Below are 19,291 nucleotides of genomic sequence, written 5' to 3' on the forward strand. Positions count from 1 at the left end.
GCGCTCGTCAGCCCGGAAACACCCGCAACCTCCGCACGGTGTGCGCCTTTCGGCGCACCCGCGTGCGCTCCTCAGTCGTCACTTCTTCCAGGAGTCCCGCGATGGCCACTCCCCTGTCCGACACCCCTCTGTCCCCGCTGAAGACCGTCGCCGTCGTCGGCCTCGGCACCATGGGCACCGGCATCGCCGAGGTCCTGGTCCGGGCCGGCCGTGATGTGATCGGCATCGACGTCAGCGAAGCCGCGGCCGCCCAGGCCGTGGCCACCCTCGAAGCCTCCACCGCCCGCGCCGTGCGCCGCGAGCACCTGAGCGACGCGGAGCGCACCGACGCCCTCGCCCGCTTCCGCACCTTCACCGACCTCGCGGCCGCCGCCGACGCCGACCTCGTCATCGAGGTGACCCCGGAGTCGTACGACATCAAGCAGCAGGTCTTCCGGGCGCTCGACGGCATCGTGCGCCCCGAGGCGATCCTCGCGACGGGCACCAACGCCCTGTCCGTGACCCGCCTGGCCGCCGACTCGGCCCGGCCCGAGCGCGTGCTCGGCCTGCACTTCTTCAACCCGGCGCCCGCGATGAAGCTCGTCGAGGTCGTCTCCTCGGTGCTGACCGCGCCGACGGCCGTGTCCGCGGTCACCGACCTGGCGCTGGAGCTCGGCAAGGAGCCCGTGGCGGTGGGCGACCGCCCCGGTTTCGTCGCCGACGGCCTGCTCTTCGGCTACCTCAACCAGGCGGCCGCGATGTACGAGGCGAAGTACGCCTCCCGCGAGGACATCGACGCGGCGATGAAGCTCGGCTGCGGACTGCCCATGGGCCCGCTCGCGCTGCTCGACCTGATCGGCGTGGACACCGCGCGGACCGTCCTGGAGGCGATGTACGCCGAGTCGCACGACCGGCTGCACGCCCCCGCGCCGATCCTCAAGCAGCTCAGCGAGGCGGGCCTGACCGGACGCAAGTCCGGCCGCGGCTTCTACTCGTACGAGGCCCCCGGCAGCGACGCCGTCGTGCGGGACGCGCTGACGCCGCTGGAGGGCTCCGTGCTCGCCGAGGGCCGTTCGATCCGCTCGGTGGGCGTCGCCGGCTCCGGCACGATGGCCTCCGGCATCGCCGAGGTCTTCGCGAAGGCCGGGTACGAGGTCGTCCTCGCCGCCCGTACGGAGGAGAAGGCGGGGACCGCCAAGGCCCGCATCGGCAAGTCGCTCTCCCGTTCCGTCGACAAGGGCCGGATGACGGCCGAGGCGGCGGCGCGGACCCTGGAGCTGATCACGCCGACCGGCAGCTACGACGACTTCGCCGACGTCGACCTCGCGCTGGAGGCGGTCGCCGAGGACCTGGAGATCAAGCAGCAGCTGTTCGGCACGTTCGACAAGGTCTGCAAGCCCGGCGCGATCCTCGCCACCACCACCTCCTCGCTGCCCGTCGTCGCCTGCGCCCGCGCCACCTCGCGCCCGCAGGACGTCATCGGCATGCACTTCTTCAACCCGGCCCCGGCGATGAAGCTCGTCGAGGTCGTGCGGACCGTGCTGACCGCGGACGACGTGCACGCCACCGTGCGCGAGGTCTGCGCGAAGATCCGCAAGCACCCGGTGGACTGCGGTGACCGGGCCGGCTTCATCGTCAACGCGCTGCTGTTCCCGTACCTGAACAACGCCATCAAGATGGTGCAGGAGCACTACGCCTCGCTGGACGACATCGACGCGGCGATGAAGCTGGGCGGCGGCTACCCGATGGGTCCCTTCGAGCTGCTCGACGTGGTCGGGCTCGACGTCTCGCTGGCCATCGAGAAGGTCCTGCACCGTGAGTTCCGGGACCCGGGACTCGCCCCCGCGCCGCTCCTGGAGCACCTGGTGGCCGCGGGCTGCCTCGGCCGCAAGACGGGCCGCGGCTTCCGCGAATATGCCCGCCGCTGAGGGTCAGGGCGACTGGTTCACTGAGGACGCCGACTGGGGCGGACTGCTCGACCCCGCCGGACACCCCCCGCCCTTCCAGGGCGGGGGGATCCCCGGACATGCGCGCTCTCCTGCGCACATGCAGTACGTTCGGGTCATGTCCCAGCCCGCCAAGTCCTCACGTACACCAGCCACGCCCGACGCGCCGGAGAGCGCCGCGGGCAGTCGCGCGGCGGCCCAACGCCTCAAGATGCGCCGGGAGCTGGCGGCCGCGGCCATGGAGCTGTTCGCCGCCAAGGGGTACGAGGCGACCACCGTCGACGAGATCGCGGCCCAGGCCGGAGTGGCCCGCCGTACGTTCTTCCGCCACTTCCGCTCCAAGGAAGAGGCGATCTTCCCCGATCACGACGACACCCTGATCCGGGCCGAGGCCGTGCTCAACGCGGCACCCGCGCACGAGCATCCTCTCGACACCGTGTGCCGCGGCATCAAGGAAGTCATGAGGATGTACGCGGCCCAGCCGGAGATCTCCGTCTCGCGCTACAAGCTGACGCGCGAGGTGCCGACGCTGCGGGAGGCCGAGATCGCCTCGGTGGCCCGCTACGAACGGCTCTTCACCCGCTACCTCCTCGGTCACTTCGACGAGCACGCGCACGACGACGACGCCAACGACGACCCCCTGCTCGCCGAGGTCGCCGCGTCGGCCGTGGTCACGGCCCACAACCACGTCCTGCGACGGTGGCTGCGGGCCGGCGGCCAGGGCGACGTGGAGTCGCAGCTGGACCACGCCTTCGCCATCGTCCGCAAGACCTTCGGCACCGGGATCGGCGCGGGACGGGAGACCGCGCCGCGACCGGCGCCCGCCTCCTCCTTCACCGAGGGGGACGTCCTCGTGACCGTCGCCCGGGTCGACGCCCCGCTGGACCAGGTGATGCGCACCATCGAGCAGGCCCTCAAGGAACGGTCGTAGGACCCCTTCTCCCCGAACGGCAAAACTCTCGCCGGACACGCTCACTTCGAGCGCGTCCGGCGTTTTTTGTGCCCTGATTCGAGTGTTTTGCGACCCGATCTGATCGATCATCGCTCAGGTGTTACGTAAAGATTTCACCTGAGCGCAACTTCTGGCACTCCGTGCCTTGTCAGGTGACACGGCGTGCCATACGTTGAAGGAGTCCGGGCGGCCGGCGTGCAGAGACCATGCGTACGCCGGCTGTCCCCGCAAGCCCCATGGCCTGCGCGCCCGGACGCCTGCGTCACAGGCAACCTTTCGCGCCAACCACAGCGCTGCCACAGCACCACCTCCGCCGGACCGACGGCACACCCCTCAGCAGCAGCACCGACGTACCCCTCAGCGTTCTCCCTCGGAACGCGCATCGCCGGAGGCAACACCGTGAAGGAAATCCTGGACGCGATCCAGTCGCAGACGGCCACGGCCGACGACTTCGCCGCTCTCCCGCTCCCCGAGTCCTACCGCGCGATCACCGTGCACAAGGACGAGGCGGAGATGTTCACCGGGCTCAACAGCCGCGACAAGGACCCCCGCAAGTCGATCCACCTGGACGACGTTCCGCTGCCGGAGCTCGGCCCGGGCGAGGCGCTGGTCGCCGTGATGGCGTCCTCCGTGAACTACAACTCGGTCTGGACGTCGATCTTCGAGCCGGTGTCGACCTTCAACTTCCTGGAGCGCTACGGCCGGCTCAGCGACCTCAGCAAGCGCCACGACCTGCCGTACCACATCATCGGTTCGGACCTCGCGGGCGTCGTCCTGCGCACCGGCCCGGGGGTCAACTCCTGGAAGCCCGGCGACGAGGTCGTCGCGCACTGCCTGTCCGTCGAGCTGGAGTCCTCCGACGGCCACAACGACACGATGCTCGACCCCGAGCAGCGCATCTGGGGCTTCGAGACCAACTTCGGCGGCCTCGCCGAGATCGCGCTCGTCAAGTCCAACCAGCTGATGCCGAAGCCCGACCACCTGAGCTGGGAGGAGGCCGCCGCCCCGGGCCTGGTGAACTCCACCGCCTACCGGCAGCTCGTCTCCCGCAACGGCGCCGGCATGAAGCAGGGCGACAACGTGCTCATCTGGGGCGCGAGCGGTGGGCTGGGCTCGTACGCCACGCAGTTCGCGCTGGCCGGCGGCGCCAACCCGATCTGTGTCGTCTCCAGCGAGCAGAAGGCGGACATCTGCCGCTCGATGGGCGCCGAGGCGATCATCGACCGCAGCGCCGAGGGCTACAAGTTCTGGAAGGACGAGACCACCCAGGACCCGAAGGAGTGGAAGCGCTTCGGCAAGCGCATCCGCGAGTTCACCGGCGGCGAGGACATCGACATCGTCTTCGAGCACCCCGGCCGCGAGACCTTCGGCGCCTCGGTCTACGTCACCCGCAAGGGCGGCACCATCACCACCTGCGCCTCGACCTCGGGCTACATGCACGAGTACGACAACCGCTACCTGTGGATGTCGCTGAAGCGGATCATCGGCTCGCACTTCGCGAACTACCGCGAGGCCTGGGAGGCCAACCGCCTCATCGCCAAGGGCAAGATCCACCCGACGCTCTCCAAGGTCTACTCCCTGGAGGAGACCGGGCAGGCCGCCTACGACGTGCACCGCAACCTCCACCAGGGCAAGGTCGGCGTCCTCGCGCTGGCGCCCGAGGAGGGCCTGGGAGTCCGCGACCACGAGAAGCGCGCCCAGCACATCGACGCCATCAACCGCTTCCGGAACGTCTGAGGTCCATCCATGACAGAGCGCCAGAAGGACCGGCCGTGGCTCATGCGCACCTACGCCGGCCACTCCACGGCCGAGGCGTCCAACGAGTTGTACCGGCGCAACCTCGCCAAGGGGCAGACAGGGCTCTCCGTGGCCTTCGACCTGCCGACGCAGACGGGCTACGACCCCGACCACATCCTCGCCCGCGGCGAGGTCGGCCGGGTCGGCGTGCCGGTCTCGCACCTCGGTGACATGCGCCGGCTGTTCCAGGACATCCCCCTGGAGCAGATGAACACCTCGATGACCATCAACGCCACCGCCATGTGGCTGCTGGCGCTCTATCAGGTCGTCGCCGAGGAGCAGGGTGCGGACATCACCAAGCTCCAGGGCACGACCCAGAACGACATCGTGAAGGAGTACCTCTCGCGGGGGACGCACGTCTTCCCGCCGGGGCCCTCCCTCCGTCTCACGACGGACATGATCACGTACACGGTCAACCACATCCCCAAGTGGAACCCGATCAACATCTGCAGCTACCACCTGCAGGAGGCGGGCGCCACGCCGGTCCAGGAGATCGCGTACGCGATGTCCACCGCGATCGCCGTCCTGGACGCGGTGTTCGCGTCCGGGCAGATCTCCGAGGACCGCAAGGGCGATGTCGTGGCCCGCATCTCCTTCTTCGTGAACGCGGGCGTCCGCTTCATCGAGGAGATGTGCAAGATGCGGGCGTTCGGGCGGATCTGGGACAAGATCACCCGCGAGCGGTACGGCATCGAGGACCCCAAGCAGCGGCGTTTCCGGTACGGCGTCCAGGTCAACTCCCTCGGTCTGACCGAGGCGCAGCCGGAGAACAACGTCCAGCGGATCGTCCTGGAGATGCTGGCCGTCACCCTGTCCAAGGACGCCCGCGCGCGTGCCGTGCAGCTGCCCGCCTGGAACGAGGCGCTCGGTCTGCCCCGCCCCTGGGACCAGCAGTGGTCGCTGCGCATCCAGCAGGTCCTGGCGCACGAGAGCGACCTGCTGGAGTACGAGGACATCTTCGAGGGCTCGCACGTGATCGAGGCCAAGGTGACCGCCCTCGTCGAGGAGTCGCTGGCCGAGATCGCGCGGATCGAGGAGATGGGCGGCGCGATGGCCGCCGTCGAGTCCGGCTACCTCAAGTCGCAGCTCGTCTCCTCGCACGCCGAGCGCCGGGCCCGCATCGAGGGCGGCAAGGACAAGATCGTCGGCGTCAACGTCTTCGAGTCGACCGAGCCGAACCCGCTCACGGCCGACCTCGACGCGGCGATCCAGACCGTCGACCCCGCGGTCGAGGCCCGGGTGATCTCGGCGCTCGGGACCTGGCGCGACACGCGGTACCAGCCGCCCTTCAACCACCCGCGCCCGTGCAAGGCGCTGGAGCGGCTGAAGGAGGCCGCGAAGGGCACCGACAACCTCATGGAGGCCACCCTGGAGTGCGCCCGCGCCGGTGTCACCACCGGCGAGTGGGCCGGGGCCCTGCGCGAGGTGTTCGGCGAGTTCCGCGCCCCGACCGGTGTCTCGTCGGCGCCCGTCGCCGTCACCGCCGAGGAGGGCACCGCGCTCGCCCTGGTGCGCCGCAAGGTGGAGCTGACCGCCAAGGACCTCGGCGCCGGCAACCTCCGGTTCCTGGTCGGCAAGCCGGGCCTGGACGGGCACTCCAACGGCGCCGAGCAGATCGCCGTGCGGGCCCGTGACGCCGGCTTCGAGGTGGTCTACCAGGGCATCCGGCTCACCCCGGAGCAGATCGTGGACGCGGCCGTGGCCGAGGACGTGCACGCCGTGGGCCTGTCCATCCTCTCCGGCTCGCACGCCCAGCTCGTCCCGGACGTCCTGGAGAAGCTGCGCACGGCGGGCGCGGGCGACATTCCGGTGATCGCGGGCGGGATCATCCCGAACGCGGACGCCGAACAGCTGCGGGCCGCGGGAGTGGCCGCGGTCTTCACACCGAAGGACTTCGACATCACCGGAATCATCGGCCGTATCGTCGACGAGATCCGGAAAGCGAACAAGCTCGACCCCCTGGAGGTCCCCGCATGACCACGCCCGTGAACCGTCTGCGTCCCAGGCGCTCCTGTCTGGCCGTGCCGGGCAGCAACCCCCGCTTCCTGGAGAAGGCCCAGGGGCTCCCCGCGGACCAGGTCTTCCTCGACCTGGAGGACGCGTGCGCGCCGCTGGCCAAGCCGGACGCCCGGCACACCATCGTCAAGTTCCTCAACGAGGGTGACTGGACCGGCAAGACGCGGGTCGTGCGCGTCAACGACTGGACGACCGAGTGGACCTACCGCGACGTCGTCACGGTCGTCGAGGGCGCGGGCCAGAACCTCGACTGCATCATGCTGCCGAAGGTGCAGACGGCCGAGCAGGTCGTCGCCCTCGACCTGCTGCTGACGCAGATCGAGAAGACGATGGGCTTCGAGGTCGGCAAGATCGGCATCGAGGCGCAGATCGAGAACGCCCAGGGCCTGAACAACGTCAACGCGATCGCCACCGCCTCGCAGCGCGTGGAGACCATCATCTTCGGCCCGGCCGACTTCATGGCCTCCATCAACATGAAGTCGCTGGTCGTCGGTGAGCAGCCGCCCGGCTACCCGGCGGACGCCTACCACTACATCCTGATGAAGATCCTGATGGCCGCCCGCGCCAACAACCTCCAGGCGATCGACGGCCCCTACCTCCAGATCCGCAACATCGACGGCTACCGCGCGGTCGCGCAGCGCGCCGCCGCGCTCGGCTTCGACGGCAAGTGGGTGCTGCACCCGGGTCAGGTGGAGGCCTCGAACGAGATCTTCTCCCCCTCGCAGGAGGACTTCGACCACGCCGAGCTGATCCTGGACGCGTACGACTACTACACGTCCGAGGCCGGCGGCAAGAAGGGCTCCGCGATGCTCGGCGACGAGATGATCGACGAGGCCAGCCGCAAGATGGCGCTCGTCATCTCGGGCAAGGGCCGGGCCGCCGGCATGCAGCGCACCACCTCGTTCGAAGCCCCGGAGGCCTGAGCACCATGCAGTTCGGACGCACCTACGAAGAGTTCGAGGTCGGGGCGGTCTACAAGCACTGGCCCGGAAAGACGGTCACCGAGTACGACGACCACCTCTTCTGCCTGCTGACCATGAACCACCACCCGCTCCACATGGACAGCAACTACGCGGAGAAGACGACCGATTTCGGCAAGAACGTCGTCGTCGGGAACTACATCTACTCGCTGCTGCTCGGCATGTCCGTGCCGGACGTCTCCGGCAAGGCGATCGCGAACCTGGAGATCGAGTCGCTGAAGCACGTGGCGCCGACCTTCCACGGCGACACGATCTACGGCGAGACCACGGTCCTCGACAAGACGCCCTCCCGGTCCAAGTCGGACCGCGGGATCGTCTACGTCGAGACCAAGGGCTACAAGCAGGACGGCACGCTGGTCTGCGTGTTCCGCCGCAAGGTGATGGTCCCCACCGAGACGTACATCAAGGAGCGCGGCGGCGAGCAGCCCGGCCGGCCCGAACTCACCGCCCCGGCGGAGAAGAAGACGGAGAAGTAGTCATGGCGCGACTCGCCCAGACCGCCGGTCTGACCGACGTCCAGCAGGAGATCCTCTCCACGGTCCGCGATTTCGTGGACAAGGAGATCATCCCGGTCGCCACCGAGCTGGAGCACCGCGACGAGTACCCCCAGCAGATCGTCGACGGCCTGAAGGAGCTGGGCCTCTTCGGGCTGATGATCCCCGAGGAGTACGGCGGTCTCGGCGAGTCCCTCCTCACGTACGCGCTGTGCGTCGAGGAGATCGCCCGCGGCTGGATGTCGGTCTCCGGCATCATCAACACCCACTTCATCGTGGCGTACATGCTCAAGCAGCACGGGACGCAGGAGCAGAAGGACCACTTCCTGCCCCGCATGGCGCTCGGCGAGGTGCGCGGCGCCTTCTCGATGTCGGAGCCGGGGCTCGGCTCCGATGTGTCGGCGATCACATCCAAGGCGGTCAAGGACGGCGACGAGTACGTCCTCAACGGCCAGAAGATGTGGCTGACGAACGGCGGATCGTCGACCCTGGTGGCCGTTCTCGTCAGAAGTGACGAAGGACACCCCGAGGGCACGGCGCCCCACAAGTCGATGACGACCTTCCTCGTGGAGAAGGAGCCGGGCTTCGGAGAGGTCCGTCCCGGTCTGACCATCCCTGGCAAGATCGACAAGATGGGTTACAAGGGGGTCGACACCACCGAACTCATCATGGACGGACTGCGCATTCCGGCCAATCGGGTCCTCGGCGGCACCACCGGCCGAGGGTTTTACCAAATGATGGACGGGGTCGAGGTCGGCCGCGTCAACGTGGCGGCCCGTGGCTGCGGTGTCGCGCAGCGTGCGTTCGAGCTGGGCGTCTCGTATGCCCAGCAACGTCACACTTTCGGCAAGGCGATCGCCCAGCACCAGGCGATCCAGTTCAAGCTGGCCGAGATGGCTACCAAGGTCGAGGCCGCCCATGCAATGATGGTGAACGCAGCTCGCAAAAAGGACTCCGGGGAACGAAACGACCTCGAAGCAGGGATGGCGAAGTACCTCGCCTCCGAGTACTGCAAAGAGGTCGTGGAAGATGCGTTCCGGATCCACGGCGGCTACGGCTTCTCCAAGGAGTACGAGATCGAGCGCCTCTACCGTGAGGCACCGATGCTGCTGATCGGCGAAGGTACCGCCGAAATCCAGAAAATGATCATCGGGCGCCGACTGCTCGAAGAGTATCGACTCCAGGGCTAGATGTCCGGGTTCGGGGTGTTTTCTTCGCGAAGAAGATCACACCCCGTCAGCTCTCTTCGGTTGTCGACTCCGCATCTTGGCTTGCCCAGTTGCGGTATGCGACCGGTACGATCGCGTGAAAGCCGCCGTCCCCCGTTCGAGCGCGGCATCATCCGCTACGAAGGTCATCCATGCCCCACAGCCAAACCTCTGCACCTCGCGGCCGGGTCCGCCTCGCGCGCGGAGCATCGCCGTGGCTTCTCCCGACCGTTGCCACCGCAGCACTCAGCCTGGCCCGTTCGCGCCGTTCCGGCGCGGCCAAGGCCGTGGCCGTACCCGCCACCGCACTCGCGGCCGGGATGCTGTGGTTCTTCCGCGACCCCGAGCGTGAGATCACGCAGGGCCGGGTCATCTCGCCCGCCGACGGTGTGGTGCAGAGCATCATGCCGTGGAAGGACGGGCGCACCCGCGTCGCGATCTTCATGAGCCCTCTCAACGTCCACGTCAACCGCGCGCCCCTCTCCGGCACCGTGACGTCGGTCGAGCACATCCCCGGCGGGTTCGTCCCGGCCTTCAACAAGGAGAGCGAGAACAACGAGCGCGTCGTCTGGCACTTCGACACCGAGCTCGGTGACATCGAGATGATCCAGATCGCCGGCGCCGTCGCCCGTCGCATCGTTCCCTACATCCCGCAGGGGACGAAGGTCGAGCAGGGCGACCGGATCGGTCTGATCCGCTTCGGCTCGCGCGTGGACATCTACCTCCCCGAGGGTGTCGAGGTCGACGTGGAGGTCGGTCAGAAGACCGTGGCTGGGGTGACTCGAATTGACCGTGATTGATCCCGAGACACAGGCCGGCTGGGTGCCGGAGGCCGATGAGATGGACGACGAGGAGGAGATGCCTCTCTCGCTCCGCCTCTCGATAGCGGACACGCTCACGCTCGGCAACGCCACGTGCGGCTTCATGGCGGTGTACTTCACCACCACCGGCATCCTGATCCCGCACCTCACGGGCAGCGACGAGTCGGGCATGGCCCGTCACTCCGCCGCGACGGCCGTGATCCTCATGCTCTGCGCCGCGGTCTTCGACCTGTTCGACGGCCTGGTGGCCCGCAAGCTGCGTTCCTCCCCGATGGGCGCCGAGCTGGACAACCTGTCCGACCTGATCAGCTTCGGTCTCGCGCCGGCGTACTTCGTGCTCGTGTACGGCATGGTCGCGGACGACGCCTACCAGAAGGTGGCGGCGGTCGGAGCGATCGTGGTGCTCCTCGCCGTGGTGCTGAGGCTCGCGAGATTCTCCTGCGTCACGGTGAAGGACGGCACGTTCCAGGGCATGCCGAGCCCGTTCGGCGCGCTGACGGTGGTCTCCATCATCCTGCTGGAGCTGCCCTTCGTCGCCACGCTCATGGCGATCATGGGCACCGCCTGGCTGATGGTGAGCCGGGTCGAGTACCCGAAGCCGCGTGGCCGCCTCGCGGTCGCGATGCTCTCCTGGATCGTCCTGTCGATGGGTCTCCTGGCGGCGTGGGCGTTCGACGCTCCGGGCGGCCAGCTGCTCCTCCAGACCGGCTGCGCGCTGCAACTGGTGATGGGCGCGGTGATCCCGCTGTTCGCCACGGCCCGCCGGGTGAACAACTTCCGGGGCAACCGCCGTGAGGCGCGAGCCGCGCAGCTCCCGTAACACCCCGTACGACGCCGAAGGGCCCCGAACCACACGGTTCGGGGCCCTTGTGCTGTGCACGGTCCCCCACGTCCGGACGAAGTCCCCGGAGGCCGGACGGTGACCTCGGGCCGGGCGACGGCCCTCACGCCGGGACGGAGCCCCCTGGCGCTCGGACGGAGGCCCCGGCCGGACGGTGGCATCTGCCGCCCGGCCGAAGCTTCAGGGCCGGACAGCGGCCCGCCCGGCCCGGGGCGGAGACCCCTGGACCGGGCGGAGGCCCGTCGTGCCGGCGGAGTTCCTCGGGCCCGGGGCGAGCCCTTCCCAGCCCGTGCGCCCTCGCGCGGGGCGCACGGGAGCACGCGCTGGGCGTGCGCCGGTGTCAGGCGCCGGGCGTGTATCCCTGGGCGACGGACGAGGCCTCGGCCTCGCGGACTGCCTTCATCCCGCCCACGGCGTTCTTGTCGGGCTGCAGGATGACGCTCTCCCTCGACGAGGCCGACTTCGGGTCGGTGAAGTTCTGGGAGACGCCGAACCCCGTGTCGAACGCGCCGATGGTCAGCAGGGCCTTGTCGACACCCTCACGGGTGAGGTCCTTGGCCGCGCAGGCCTTCTTCAGCGCCTCGCCGAACGCCGACGCGGCCACCCAGCCGGCCACCACACCGTTGTCCAGGGAGTCCTTCGGATAGGCGGCCTTGTAGTCCGCGACCAGCTTCTTCGCCTTCGGGGTGTCCGCGCCGATCGGCAGCAGGGGGCTGGCCACGTAGAAGTTCGCCTGTAGGGCCGGGGCCGCCGCGGTGGCGAGGAGCTGCGGGGCGAACGCCGAGTTGTTGCCGATCACCGGCACGCCGAACTTGACGGCCGCCGCGACCCCGACGAGCGAGGCCGCCTGCCGCGGACCCGCGCTGATCACCACGGCCTTCACCCCGGCCTTCTTCAGCGCGACGACCTGACCGGTCATGTCGTTGTCCGTCGGCTTGATCTTCTGCTCGACGACCTTGAGCCCCGCCTGCTTCGCCATGTACCGGGAGCCCGTCAGGGCGTTCTCGCCGTAGTCGCCCTCGAAGTACACGTGGCCGATGCTGTCGCCCTTCTTCAGGCCCTTCTCCTTCATCAGGAAGTCGATCGCGTTGATCGTCTCGATGTCGTACGTGGAGCCGATGGGCCGGATGTACGGGCTGCCCAGCAGGGTGGCCGACCAGGCCTGCGGCAGGACCAGGCCCTTGTCCTGGCCGTCGATGCGCTGTTTGACGGCCGCGACGAACGGTGAGCCGATGAACTGGGTGAAGCCCAGCACCTTCGGCGCCAGCTCCGTGTAGCCGGAGACGGCCTTCTGCGGGTCGTACCCGTGGTCGCGGACCGTCAGCGCCAGCTTGTAGCCGCAGACGCCCCCCGCGGCGTTGATCTGCTTCACGTAGAGCTGCTGGGCCTGGGTGACGCTCTTGCCGAGCGTCGCGTAGACACCGCTCATGTCGGTGAGCGCTCCGAGGCCGATCGTCTTCCCGGAGATCCCCTCCCCGGTCTTCACCCCGCCCGCCGACCCCTTGTCGCCGCCGTCGTCCTTGGCCTTCGAACTGCATCCGGCCAGGACGAGCAGGGCGGCCAGCGCCCCGGCGGCCAGCCGCGCGGTGTGTGTCGTTCTCATCGTTCCTCCCCTTCGGTGGCCCCGGGACGGGGCGTGACGCGGACCCCGGGACGGGGCTTGACGCGCAGCCGGGCGGCCAGCCTGACCAGGCCGCCCGGAAGAAAGAGCACCACCGCCACGACGGCGGCGCCGTACAGGTACCGGGCCGCCTCGCCGGGCGCGATCCCGCCCGTGCCCGGGTCGGAGACCAGGGGCAGGGCGTCGCTGTAGCGGGTCAGCAGCTGGGGCAGCAGCGAGACGAACGCGGCCCCGGCCACCGCCCCGGCGACCGAGCCGAGCCCCCCGATGACGATCATGGCGAGGTAGTCCAGCGAGAGCGTGATCCCGAAGTAGTCGGGCACCGTGCGCTGGAAGACCAGGGCGAGCAGCACCCCGGCGAGCCCCGCGTACATCGAGGACAGGACGAAGACGCCGGCGCGGTAACGGGCGACGGGCACGCCGATCACCCCGGCCGCGATCCGGTGGTCGCGGATCGCGTTCATCGCCCGGCCGGGCCGGCCGCGCAGCACCCCGCGGGCGAAGAGCCCGCAGCCGAGGAGCAGCAGCAGACCCACGTACCAGAGCTTCTCGGCCGAGCCGAACGGCACGTTCGCGACCACCAGCTCGCGGTCGTCGAAGGTGAGTCCGAAGAGGCTCAGCGGCGGCACGTCGCGGCCGTTGAAGCCGCCCGTCAGGTCCCGGGCGTTGAACAGGACGTGCTGTCCGATGAAGATCAGGGCGAGTGTGGCGATGCCGAGGTAGGCGCCGCGCAGCCGTCCCGCGATCGGGCTGAACAGGCCCCCGGCGATCCCGGAGACGGCCACGGCGAGCACGGCCGCGAGCCAGGCGGGCAGGCCCAGGCCGGCCGGTCCGTCGCCCCCGTCGGCGGCGAACACGCAGTAGCCGTACGCGCCGACCGCGAGGAAGAAGGCGTGCCCCATGGAGAGCTGCCCGGTTGCGCCGGTCAGCAGGTTCAGGCCGATCGCGCCGATCGCGGCGGCCATCGCGAACAGTCCGGCCTGCAACCAGAAGCGGTCGACGTAGAAGGGCAGCGCGAGCAGGAGCACGGCACAGGCGGCACCGGTGGCGGTCCGGGCCGCGGGCAGCCGGAGCGGGCGCCGGCGGGCGGGGCGGGACGCGCTGTCCGTCTCGTCGCGGGTGAGGACCTCAGACACGGGCGAGCTCCTTCGTGCCGAACAGCCCGGCGGGCCGGATGAGCAGGATCGCGACCATGACCACGTAGGGCGCGAGGTCGCCGAGGCCGCGCCCGAGGAAGGTGAGGTCGCTCTGGTAGCCGGTGGCCAGGGACTCGGTGACGCCGACGAGGAGTCCGCCGACCAGCGCGCCGGTCGTCGAGTCGAGGCCGCCGAGGATCGCCGCGGGGAACGCCTTGAGCGCGGCGAGGGAGGTGGCGCGTTCCAGCCCGGGGGTCGGGAAGACGGTCAGGAACAGCGCGGCCACGGCCGCGAGGCCGCCGGCGACCGCCCAGGCCCCGAGCGACACCCGGCCGAGCCGGACGCCCATCAGGGCGGCGGTCTCCGGGCTCTCGGCCGCGGCGCGCATCGCGACGCCCCAGGACGTGAAACGGAAGGCCAGCAGGAAGACCGTGATCAGCAGGGACGCGGTGACGAAGGCGGCGATCCGGGTGTGGGCGATGGAGACGGGGCCCACGGTCAGGACGGCGTCGCCCCAGGGGTCGCCCGGCGTCAGGACGTCCGTGCCGATGCGGCGCGTCAGCTCGGTGGTGAGCAGGATGTCGACGCCGATGGTGACGATCGCGAGGACGCTCTGGTCGGAGCCCCGGTAGCGGCGCATCACCAGGAACTCCACGGCCGCCCCCACCAGCGCGGCGCCCGCGATCCCGGCGAGCAGGGCGGGCCAGAAGCCGATGTCGTCGTGGAGGGTCGCGGTGACGTAGCCGCCCGCCAGCAACAGGGAGGCGTGCGCGAAGTTGACGACCTCGGTGGCCCGGAAGATGACGACGAAGCCGAGCGCGACGAGGGCGTAGACGGAGCCCAACGACAGTCCGTTGAGCAGGAGTTCGGCGAAGGTGCTCATGAAGCGGTCTCCTCGGGGCCGGCCTGTCCGCCCAGGTAGGCGCGTACCACCGCCGGATCGTTCTGTACGTCGGTGGGGGCGCCGTCAGCGATCCGGCGCCCGAAGTCGAGTACGGTCACCGCGTCCGCGAGCCGCATCACCACCCCCATGTCGTGTTCCACGAGCACGATCGAGATGCCGAGGCTGTCGCGGACCCCCGCGACGACCGCGGCGGTACGGCGCCGTTCGTCGGCGGTCATGCCGGCGACGGGTTCGTCCAGGAGCAGGACCCGGGGCTCCATGCACAGGGCCCGGGCCAGCTCGGCGAGCTTCTGCTGCCCGTACGGGAGCGAACCGGCGGGCTTGTCGAGCTGCCGCTCCAGGCCCACGAACGCGGCGATCTCGCGGACGCGTTCACGGTGGCGCCGGTCCTCGCGGGCCGCCGAGGGCAGCCGCAGCCCGGCGGCGAGGAACCCGGCGCGGGTCAGCCGGTGCCGGCCGAGCAGCAGACAGTCCTCGACGCTGGCGTGCGGGGGCAGGGCGAGGTTCTGGAAGATGCGGGCCACTCCGAGCCCGGCGATCCTGTGCGGCGGCAGGCCGGTGAGCTCGTGCTCGCCGAGGCGGACGCTTCCGGCGGCGGGCCGGCACACACCGGACAGCACGTTGAAGCAGGTCGACTTCCCGGCGCCGTTGGGTCCGATGAGGGCGTGCACGGTGCCCGGCCGCACGGTGAAGCTCACCGCGTCGAGCGCGGTCAGCCCGGCGAAGCGGACGGTCACGTCCCGGACGTCGAGCGACGGGATGCCGGAGGGCACGGTCGTCCGGGCGGCGGTACGGGCCGGCGCGGTCGCCCGGGCGGTCGTGCGGGCCGATGCGTCGTCGCGTTCTTCCACGGCGGGTTCACCCCTTCCAGCGGGACAGGGACGGAAGGCCGTCCGGCGTGGCCGCTCCGTCGGAGGCGGCGTCCTCGTCGACCACGCCGAGATAGCGGCGGCGCACCTCGTCGGAGGCTGCGAGTTCGTCCGCGGGGCCGGACAGGGTGACCTCGCCGACCTCCAGGACGTAGGCCCTGGACGCGAGGCGCAGGGCGAGGGCGGCGTTCTGTTCGACGAGCAGGACCGAGGTGCCCTGTTCGTTGATCTCCCGCACGGTGTCGGCGATCCGCGCGGCCATCAACGGGGCGAGCCCGAGCGAGGGTTCGTCGAGCAGCAGCACCTCGGGGGCGCCCATGAGCGCCCGGCCGACCGCGAGCATCTGCTGCTCCCCGCCGGACAGCAGCCCCGCCCGCTGCCCGGCGCGGTCGGCGAGGACCGGGAACAGCTCGTGCACGCGCCGCAGGGCGCGCGCCCGGCCGACGCGGCCGCCGGCGCCGCCGAGGGCTCCGGCGCGCAGGTTGTCCGCGACCGTCATCCGGCTGAACACCCTCCGCCCCTCCGGGACCTGGGACACCCCGGCGGCCACCACCCGGTCCGGCGGCAGCCGGTCCAGCGGACGCCCGCCCAGGGTGACCGTGCCGCCGGTGACCGCTCCCCCGTGGAAGGAGAGGGTCCGGCACACCGCCCGCAGCAGCGTCGACTTGCCCGCGCCGTTGCCGCCGAGGACCGTCACCACGGTTCCCTCGGGCACCTCCAGCGACACATGACGCAGTGCGCGTACGGGGCCGTATCCGGCCGACAGATCCCGCACGAGCAGAGCGGAACCGCCCATGGCATCTCCCTTGTCCTCACTCGGTGTGGCGCTCACCTCAGCACCGGCGGACATCCCCGTCCACGGGCCGAGGCCGATACGCGGCGGGAGCCCACCGGTGGTGCCCGCCCGTTGTGCACGCGCACAACACCGCGTGTCAGGGGCCTGTGCGCCCCCGGGTACCGGTGGCATCCTCCGGCCATGGGAGGGCGCAGACCGCGGACCGGTCATGACTGGAAGCTGCTCGCGGAGTCGTGTGCGGCTCTGCTGGAACGGCTGCCCGAGCTCGTCGACGAGCACGTCGGGCAGCTCACCGAGTACTCCCCCGTCTACGGGCAGGTGCTGCCGTACGACCAGCAGTGGCGGGAGGCGGAGACCGCGATGCGCATCGGCATCGAGGCGATCTCCGCGCCGCGGGACTCACCGCGCCGCGATCTGGAGCACGCCGAGGAGGCGGGCCGGCGGCGGGCCCATCAGGGGCTGCCGCTCGAACTCCTCGTGCACGCCTACCGTGCCGCGGGCTATCTGGTGTGGGACGCGCTGATGGAGAGTGCGGCGGGCCGCGAGCCCGAGCGGCTCGCGGTGCTCATGCGGTGCGCCACGATGGTGTGGTCGGCGGTGGACGCGCAGGCCGCGACCGCCTCGGAGTCCTACCTCGCCACGGAACGCGAACTGCGGCGGCGCACCGACGAACAGCTACAGGCCCTGCTCGACGCCCTGCTGGAGGGCCAGGAGACACCGGGGCTCGCGGCGCGGGCGGCCGCCGGGCTCGATCTGCCCGAGCACGGACCGTACGCCGTCGTCGTGCTGCGGACGGAACGTCACGACGGACGGGACGGCTGTGTCCGGCCGGTGCTGGGCGCGGGGCTGCGGTTCATCTGGCGGATGCGGGCCGACTGCGAGATCGCGGTGGTGGCGCTGGACGCCGGGCAGGGCCTGGACGAGGTGGCCCGGCTGCTGGACGGACGGCGTTCGGGTCCGGGCGGCATCTCTCCCGTGGTCTCGGGGCTCGGCGAGCTGGGGCGGGCCCGGCGGTGGGCCGAGCTGGCGCTGCGCACCTGTCCGCCGGACGCGACCGGGGTCGTACGCCTCGACCGGCGGATGCCGACGGCGCTCGTCGTGAGCCAGCCGGAGCTGGCGGGCCGGCTGGTGTCGGACGTGTTCGGGGCACTGCTGGAACTCGAGCCCGGCGACCGGGCCGTGCTGATCGAGACGCTGGACATGTGGCTGGCCTGCGAGGGCTCGGCGGGGCGCGCGGCAGGGCGGCTGTACTGCCACCGGAACACGGTCTTCAACCGGCTGCGCCGGCTGGAACAGCTGACCTCGCGCTCGCTGGCCCGTCCCCGCGACCTGATCGAGATGACCCTGGCCCTGGACGCCTACCGGCTGGCGGGCGCCCCGACCACCACGGGCCCGGGCCGATGAGGCCCCTGGCTCCTGGGCCCGGACCGGGCGCCCGCCGGCCCGGGCCATGCGCACCTGGACCGGGCTGCCGTACGCCCGCCGGGCAGGCCGCAGGCCCGGTGAGAACGCCGCCGGCCCCCGGCCCCTGGACCACCAGGACGCGTACCCGGTCGAAACGCCGTCGGCCCCCGGCCCCTGGGCCACCAGGACGCGTACCCGGCGCGGACACCGGTCGACCCCGGGCCCGGTCGGAACGCCATCGGCCCCCAGCCATCGGACCACCGGGGCCTGAGCCCGGCGGGGACGCCGGTCGGCCTCGGCCCCCGGGCCGAGGCCCCCGCACCCGGCCGGAGGCCCTCTCTCAGACCAGGAAGTCCCGTCCGATGTCCTCCGCCACCCGCTCCAGGATCGGCCCGGCGTCGGAGAGGCACTTCGCGATGTCGGGCTCGGCCTCGGTGAGGGGGTACGCCCGCCGGATGCCGGCCCTGCCGAGCGCCTCGGGCGGGAGCGCGAGGCGGCCGCAGACCGCGACGACCTCCTTGCCCCCGGCCCGGGCGGCCGCCGCGACCCCGGCGGGCGCCTTGCCGTGCAGGGTCTGCTCGTCCAGCGACCCCTCACCGGTGATCACCAGCGTGGCGCGCTCCAGTGCGGCCGCGAAGCCCAGCACCTCGAGCATCACCTCGATACCGGGCCGGAAACGGGCGCCGAGCACCAGCGCTCCGTAGCCGACACCGCCCGCGGCACCGGCACCGGGCGCGGCTGCGTACCCGGCGGCCTTCGGCCCGATCTCCTTCTCCAGGACGCCGGCGAAGTGGGCGAGGGCGGTGTCCAGCACCGCCACGTCGTCGGGACCGGCTCCTTTCTGGGGGCCGTAGACGGCGGGCGCGCCCCGGGGGCCGGTCAGCGGGTTGTCCACGTCGCTGGCGAGCACGAGGTCGACGGCGGCGAGCCGCTCGTCGAGGCCGGACAGATCGGCGCTCTCCACGTCGCACAGCGCGGCGCCGCCGGGGGCCACCGGCTCGCCCTCCGCGTCGAGGAAGCGCGCGCCGAGCGCGGAGAGCATGCCCGCCCCGCCGTCCGTCGTCGCGCTGCCCCCCACTCCGAAGACGACGGTGCGGGCGCCGGCGTCCAGCGCGGCGCGCAGCAGTTCCCCGGTGCCGTACGTCGAGGACGAGAGCGGTGCGAAGACCCCCTTGGGCAGCCGTTGCAGCCCGCTCGCCTCGGCCATCTCCACGACCGCGGTCGACCCGCGCAGCGCGAACGCGGCGGTCACCTCGTGGCCCAGCGGACCGGCGACGCGCACCTCGCGGCGCTCGAACCCGGCCGCGACCGCCGCGTCGACGGTGCCGTCGCCGCCGTCGGCCACGGGCAGCGACTCGACCTCGGCGTGCGGCGCGGCGCGGCGCAGTCCGGCCGTCACCCGCTCCGCGACCTGCACGGCCGTCAGCGATCCCTTGAACTTGTCCGCCGCGACGAGCACGCGCGGGGTCCGGTCCACAGCAGCGTCCGCCATCTCGCATTCCCCTTGCTTCCGGGCCTTGCACACGT

General features: G+C 71.0%; 16 protein-coding genes. 10 read left to right on the top strand and 6 right to left on the bottom strand.

Annotated elements, in window-relative coordinates; all coding sequences use genetic code 11:
* Positions 1-101 precede the first annotated feature (101 nt).
* From CW362_RS21150 to pssA, 9 genes are all read left to right on the top strand, one after another.
* On the top strand, positions 102-1,907 hold the full coding sequence (locus CW362_RS21150; RefSeq protein ID WP_103551074.1) for a 3-hydroxyacyl-CoA dehydrogenase family protein: 1,806 nt from the start codon (positions 102-104) through the stop codon (positions 1,905-1,907).
* A 136-nt stretch (positions 1,908-2,043) separates the two neighbouring features.
* Positions 2,044-2,856 carry a TetR family transcriptional regulator gene (locus CW362_RS21155; RefSeq protein WP_240657949.1) on the top strand — a complete coding sequence of 271 codons (813 nt, stop codon included), beginning with the start codon at positions 2,044-2,046 and terminating at the stop codon, positions 2,854-2,856.
* 420 nt (positions 2,857-3,276) lie between these two features.
* Positions 3,277-4,614 carry a crotonyl-CoA carboxylase/reductase gene (ccrA, locus tag CW362_RS21160; RefSeq protein WP_103551076.1) on the top strand — a complete coding sequence of 446 codons (1,338 nt, stop codon included), beginning with the start codon at positions 3,277-3,279 and terminating at the stop codon, positions 4,612-4,614.
* Between the two features lie 9 nt (positions 4,615-4,623).
* Positions 4,624-6,651: a protein meaA gene (locus tag CW362_RS21165; RefSeq protein WP_103551077.1), complete on the top strand. Its 2,028-nt coding sequence runs from the start codon at positions 4,624-4,626 to the stop codon at positions 6,649-6,651.
* The gene (locus CW362_RS21170) at positions 6,648-7,613 is read left to right on the top strand and encodes an HpcH/HpaI aldolase/citrate lyase family protein (protein WP_103551078.1); all 966 of its coding nucleotides are present in this window, start codon (positions 6,648-6,650) and stop codon (positions 7,611-7,613) included. The genes CW362_RS21165 and CW362_RS21170 overlap by 4 nt, the downstream gene beginning before the upstream one ends.
* A gap of 5 nt (positions 7,614-7,618) precedes the next feature.
* Positions 7,619-8,146, top strand: a complete 528-nt coding sequence (locus CW362_RS21175) for a MaoC family dehydratase (protein ID WP_037621470.1) — start codon at positions 7,619-7,621, stop codon at positions 8,144-8,146.
* 2 nt (positions 8,147-8,148) lie between these two features.
* The gene (locus CW362_RS21180; RefSeq protein WP_103551079.1) at positions 8,149-9,354 is read left to right on the top strand and encodes an acyl-CoA dehydrogenase family protein; all 1,206 of its coding nucleotides are present in this window, start codon (positions 8,149-8,151) and stop codon (positions 9,352-9,354) included.
* Positions 9,355-9,524: 170 nt separating this feature from the next.
* Positions 9,525-10,172 carry a phosphatidylserine decarboxylase gene (locus CW362_RS21185; RefSeq protein WP_078943298.1) on the top strand — a complete coding sequence of 216 codons (648 nt, stop codon included), beginning with the start codon at positions 9,525-9,527 and terminating at the stop codon, positions 10,170-10,172.
* Between the two features lie 22 nt (positions 10,173-10,194).
* Positions 10,195-11,013 carry a CDP-diacylglycerol--serine O-phosphatidyltransferase gene (gene pssA / locus CW362_RS21190; protein ID WP_103551104.1) on the top strand — a complete coding sequence of 273 codons (819 nt, stop codon included), beginning with the start codon at positions 10,195-10,197 and terminating at the stop codon, positions 11,011-11,013.
* Between the two features lie 361 nt (positions 11,014-11,374).
* On the opposite strand, the gene CW362_RS21195 is transcribed toward pssA, so the two are convergent.
* From CW362_RS21195 to CW362_RS21215, 5 genes are all read right to left on the bottom strand, one after another.
* The gene (locus CW362_RS21195) at positions 11,375-12,637 is read right to left on the bottom strand and encodes an ABC transporter substrate-binding protein (RefSeq protein ID WP_103551080.1); all 1,263 of its coding nucleotides are present in this window, start codon (positions 12,635-12,637) and stop codon (positions 11,375-11,377) included.
* Complete coding sequence (locus CW362_RS21200; protein ID WP_103551081.1) at positions 12,634-13,791, bottom strand: branched-chain amino acid ABC transporter permease; 1,158 nt, start codon at positions 13,789-13,791, stop codon at positions 12,634-12,636. The genes CW362_RS21195 and CW362_RS21200 overlap by 4 nt, the downstream gene beginning before the upstream one ends.
* Positions 13,784-14,674 (bottom strand): branched-chain amino acid ABC transporter permease, encoded by an 891-nt coding sequence (locus CW362_RS21205; RefSeq protein WP_103551082.1) that lies wholly within the window; start codon positions 14,672-14,674, stop codon positions 13,784-13,786. The genes CW362_RS21200 and CW362_RS21205 overlap by 8 nt, the downstream gene beginning before the upstream one ends.
* On the bottom strand, positions 14,671-15,468 hold the full coding sequence (locus CW362_RS21210) for an ABC transporter ATP-binding protein (RefSeq protein WP_376451568.1): 798 nt from the start codon (positions 15,466-15,468) through the stop codon (positions 14,671-14,673). The genes CW362_RS21205 and CW362_RS21210 overlap by 4 nt, the downstream gene beginning before the upstream one ends.
* A gap of 85 nt (positions 15,469-15,553) precedes the next feature.
* A complete protein-coding gene (locus tag CW362_RS21215; protein ID WP_103551083.1) occupies positions 15,554-16,360 on the bottom strand; it encodes an ABC transporter ATP-binding protein in 807 nt (268 codons plus the stop codon).
* Positions 16,361-16,540: 180 nt separating this feature from the next.
* Here CW362_RS21215 and CW362_RS21220 point away from each other — a divergent pair, with 180 nt between their 5' ends.
* The gene (locus tag CW362_RS21220; RefSeq protein ID WP_103551084.1) at positions 16,541-17,764 is read left to right on the top strand and encodes a PucR family transcriptional regulator; all 1,224 of its coding nucleotides are present in this window, start codon (positions 16,541-16,543) and stop codon (positions 17,762-17,764) included.
* Positions 17,765-18,104: 340 nt separating this feature from the next.
* Here CW362_RS21220 and CW362_RS21225 read toward each other — a convergent pair whose 3' ends face one another.
* Positions 18,105-19,256 (bottom strand): glycerate kinase, encoded by a 1,152-nt coding sequence (locus CW362_RS21225; protein WP_206301010.1) that lies wholly within the window; start codon positions 19,254-19,256, stop codon positions 18,105-18,107.
* Positions 19,257-19,291 lie beyond the last annotated feature (35 nt).

Source organism: Streptomyces populi, from assembly GCF_002911015.1.
GTDB classification, from domain to species: Bacteria; Actinomycetota; Actinomycetes; order Streptomycetales; family Streptomycetaceae; genus Streptomyces; species Streptomyces populi.

Coding starts and splice junctions, on each gene's coding strand:
- CW362_RS21150 (WP_103551074.1), top strand. CDS start 102: ATGGCCACTCCCCTGTCCGACACCCCTCTGTCCCCGCTGAAGACCGTC.
- CW362_RS21155 (WP_240657949.1), top strand. CDS start 2,044: ATGTCCCAGCCCGCCAAGTCCTCACGTACACCAGCCACGCCCGACGCG.
- CW362_RS21165 (WP_103551077.1), top strand. CDS start 4,624: ATGACAGAGCGCCAGAAGGACCGGCCGTGGCTCATGCGCACCTACGCC.
- CW362_RS21170 (WP_103551078.1), top strand. CDS start 6,648: ATGACCACGCCCGTGAACCGTCTGCGTCCCAGGCGCTCCTGTCTGGCC.
- CW362_RS21175 (WP_037621470.1), top strand. CDS start 7,619: ATGCAGTTCGGACGCACCTACGAAGAGTTCGAGGTCGGGGCGGTCTAC.
- CW362_RS21180 (WP_103551079.1), top strand. CDS start 8,149: ATGGCGCGACTCGCCCAGACCGCCGGTCTGACCGACGTCCAGCAGGAG.
- CW362_RS21185 (WP_078943298.1), top strand. CDS start 9,525: ATGCCCCACAGCCAAACCTCTGCACCTCGCGGCCGGGTCCGCCTCGCG.
- CW362_RS21195 (WP_103551080.1), bottom strand. CDS start 12,637: ATGAGAACGACACACACCGCGCGGCTGGCCGCCGGGGCGCTGGCCGCC.
- CW362_RS21205 (WP_103551082.1), bottom strand. CDS start 14,674: ATGAGCACCTTCGCCGAACTCCTGCTCAACGGACTGTCGTTGGGCTCC.
- CW362_RS21215 (WP_103551083.1), bottom strand. CDS start 16,360: ATGGGCGGTTCCGCTCTGCTCGTGCGGGATCTGTCGGCCGGATACGGC.
- CW362_RS21220 (WP_103551084.1), top strand. CDS start 16,541: ATGGGAGGGCGCAGACCGCGGACCGGTCATGACTGGAAGCTGCTCGCG.
- CW362_RS21225 (WP_206301010.1), bottom strand. CDS start 19,256: ATGGCGGACGCTGCTGTGGACCGGACCCCGCGCGTGCTCGTCGCGGCG.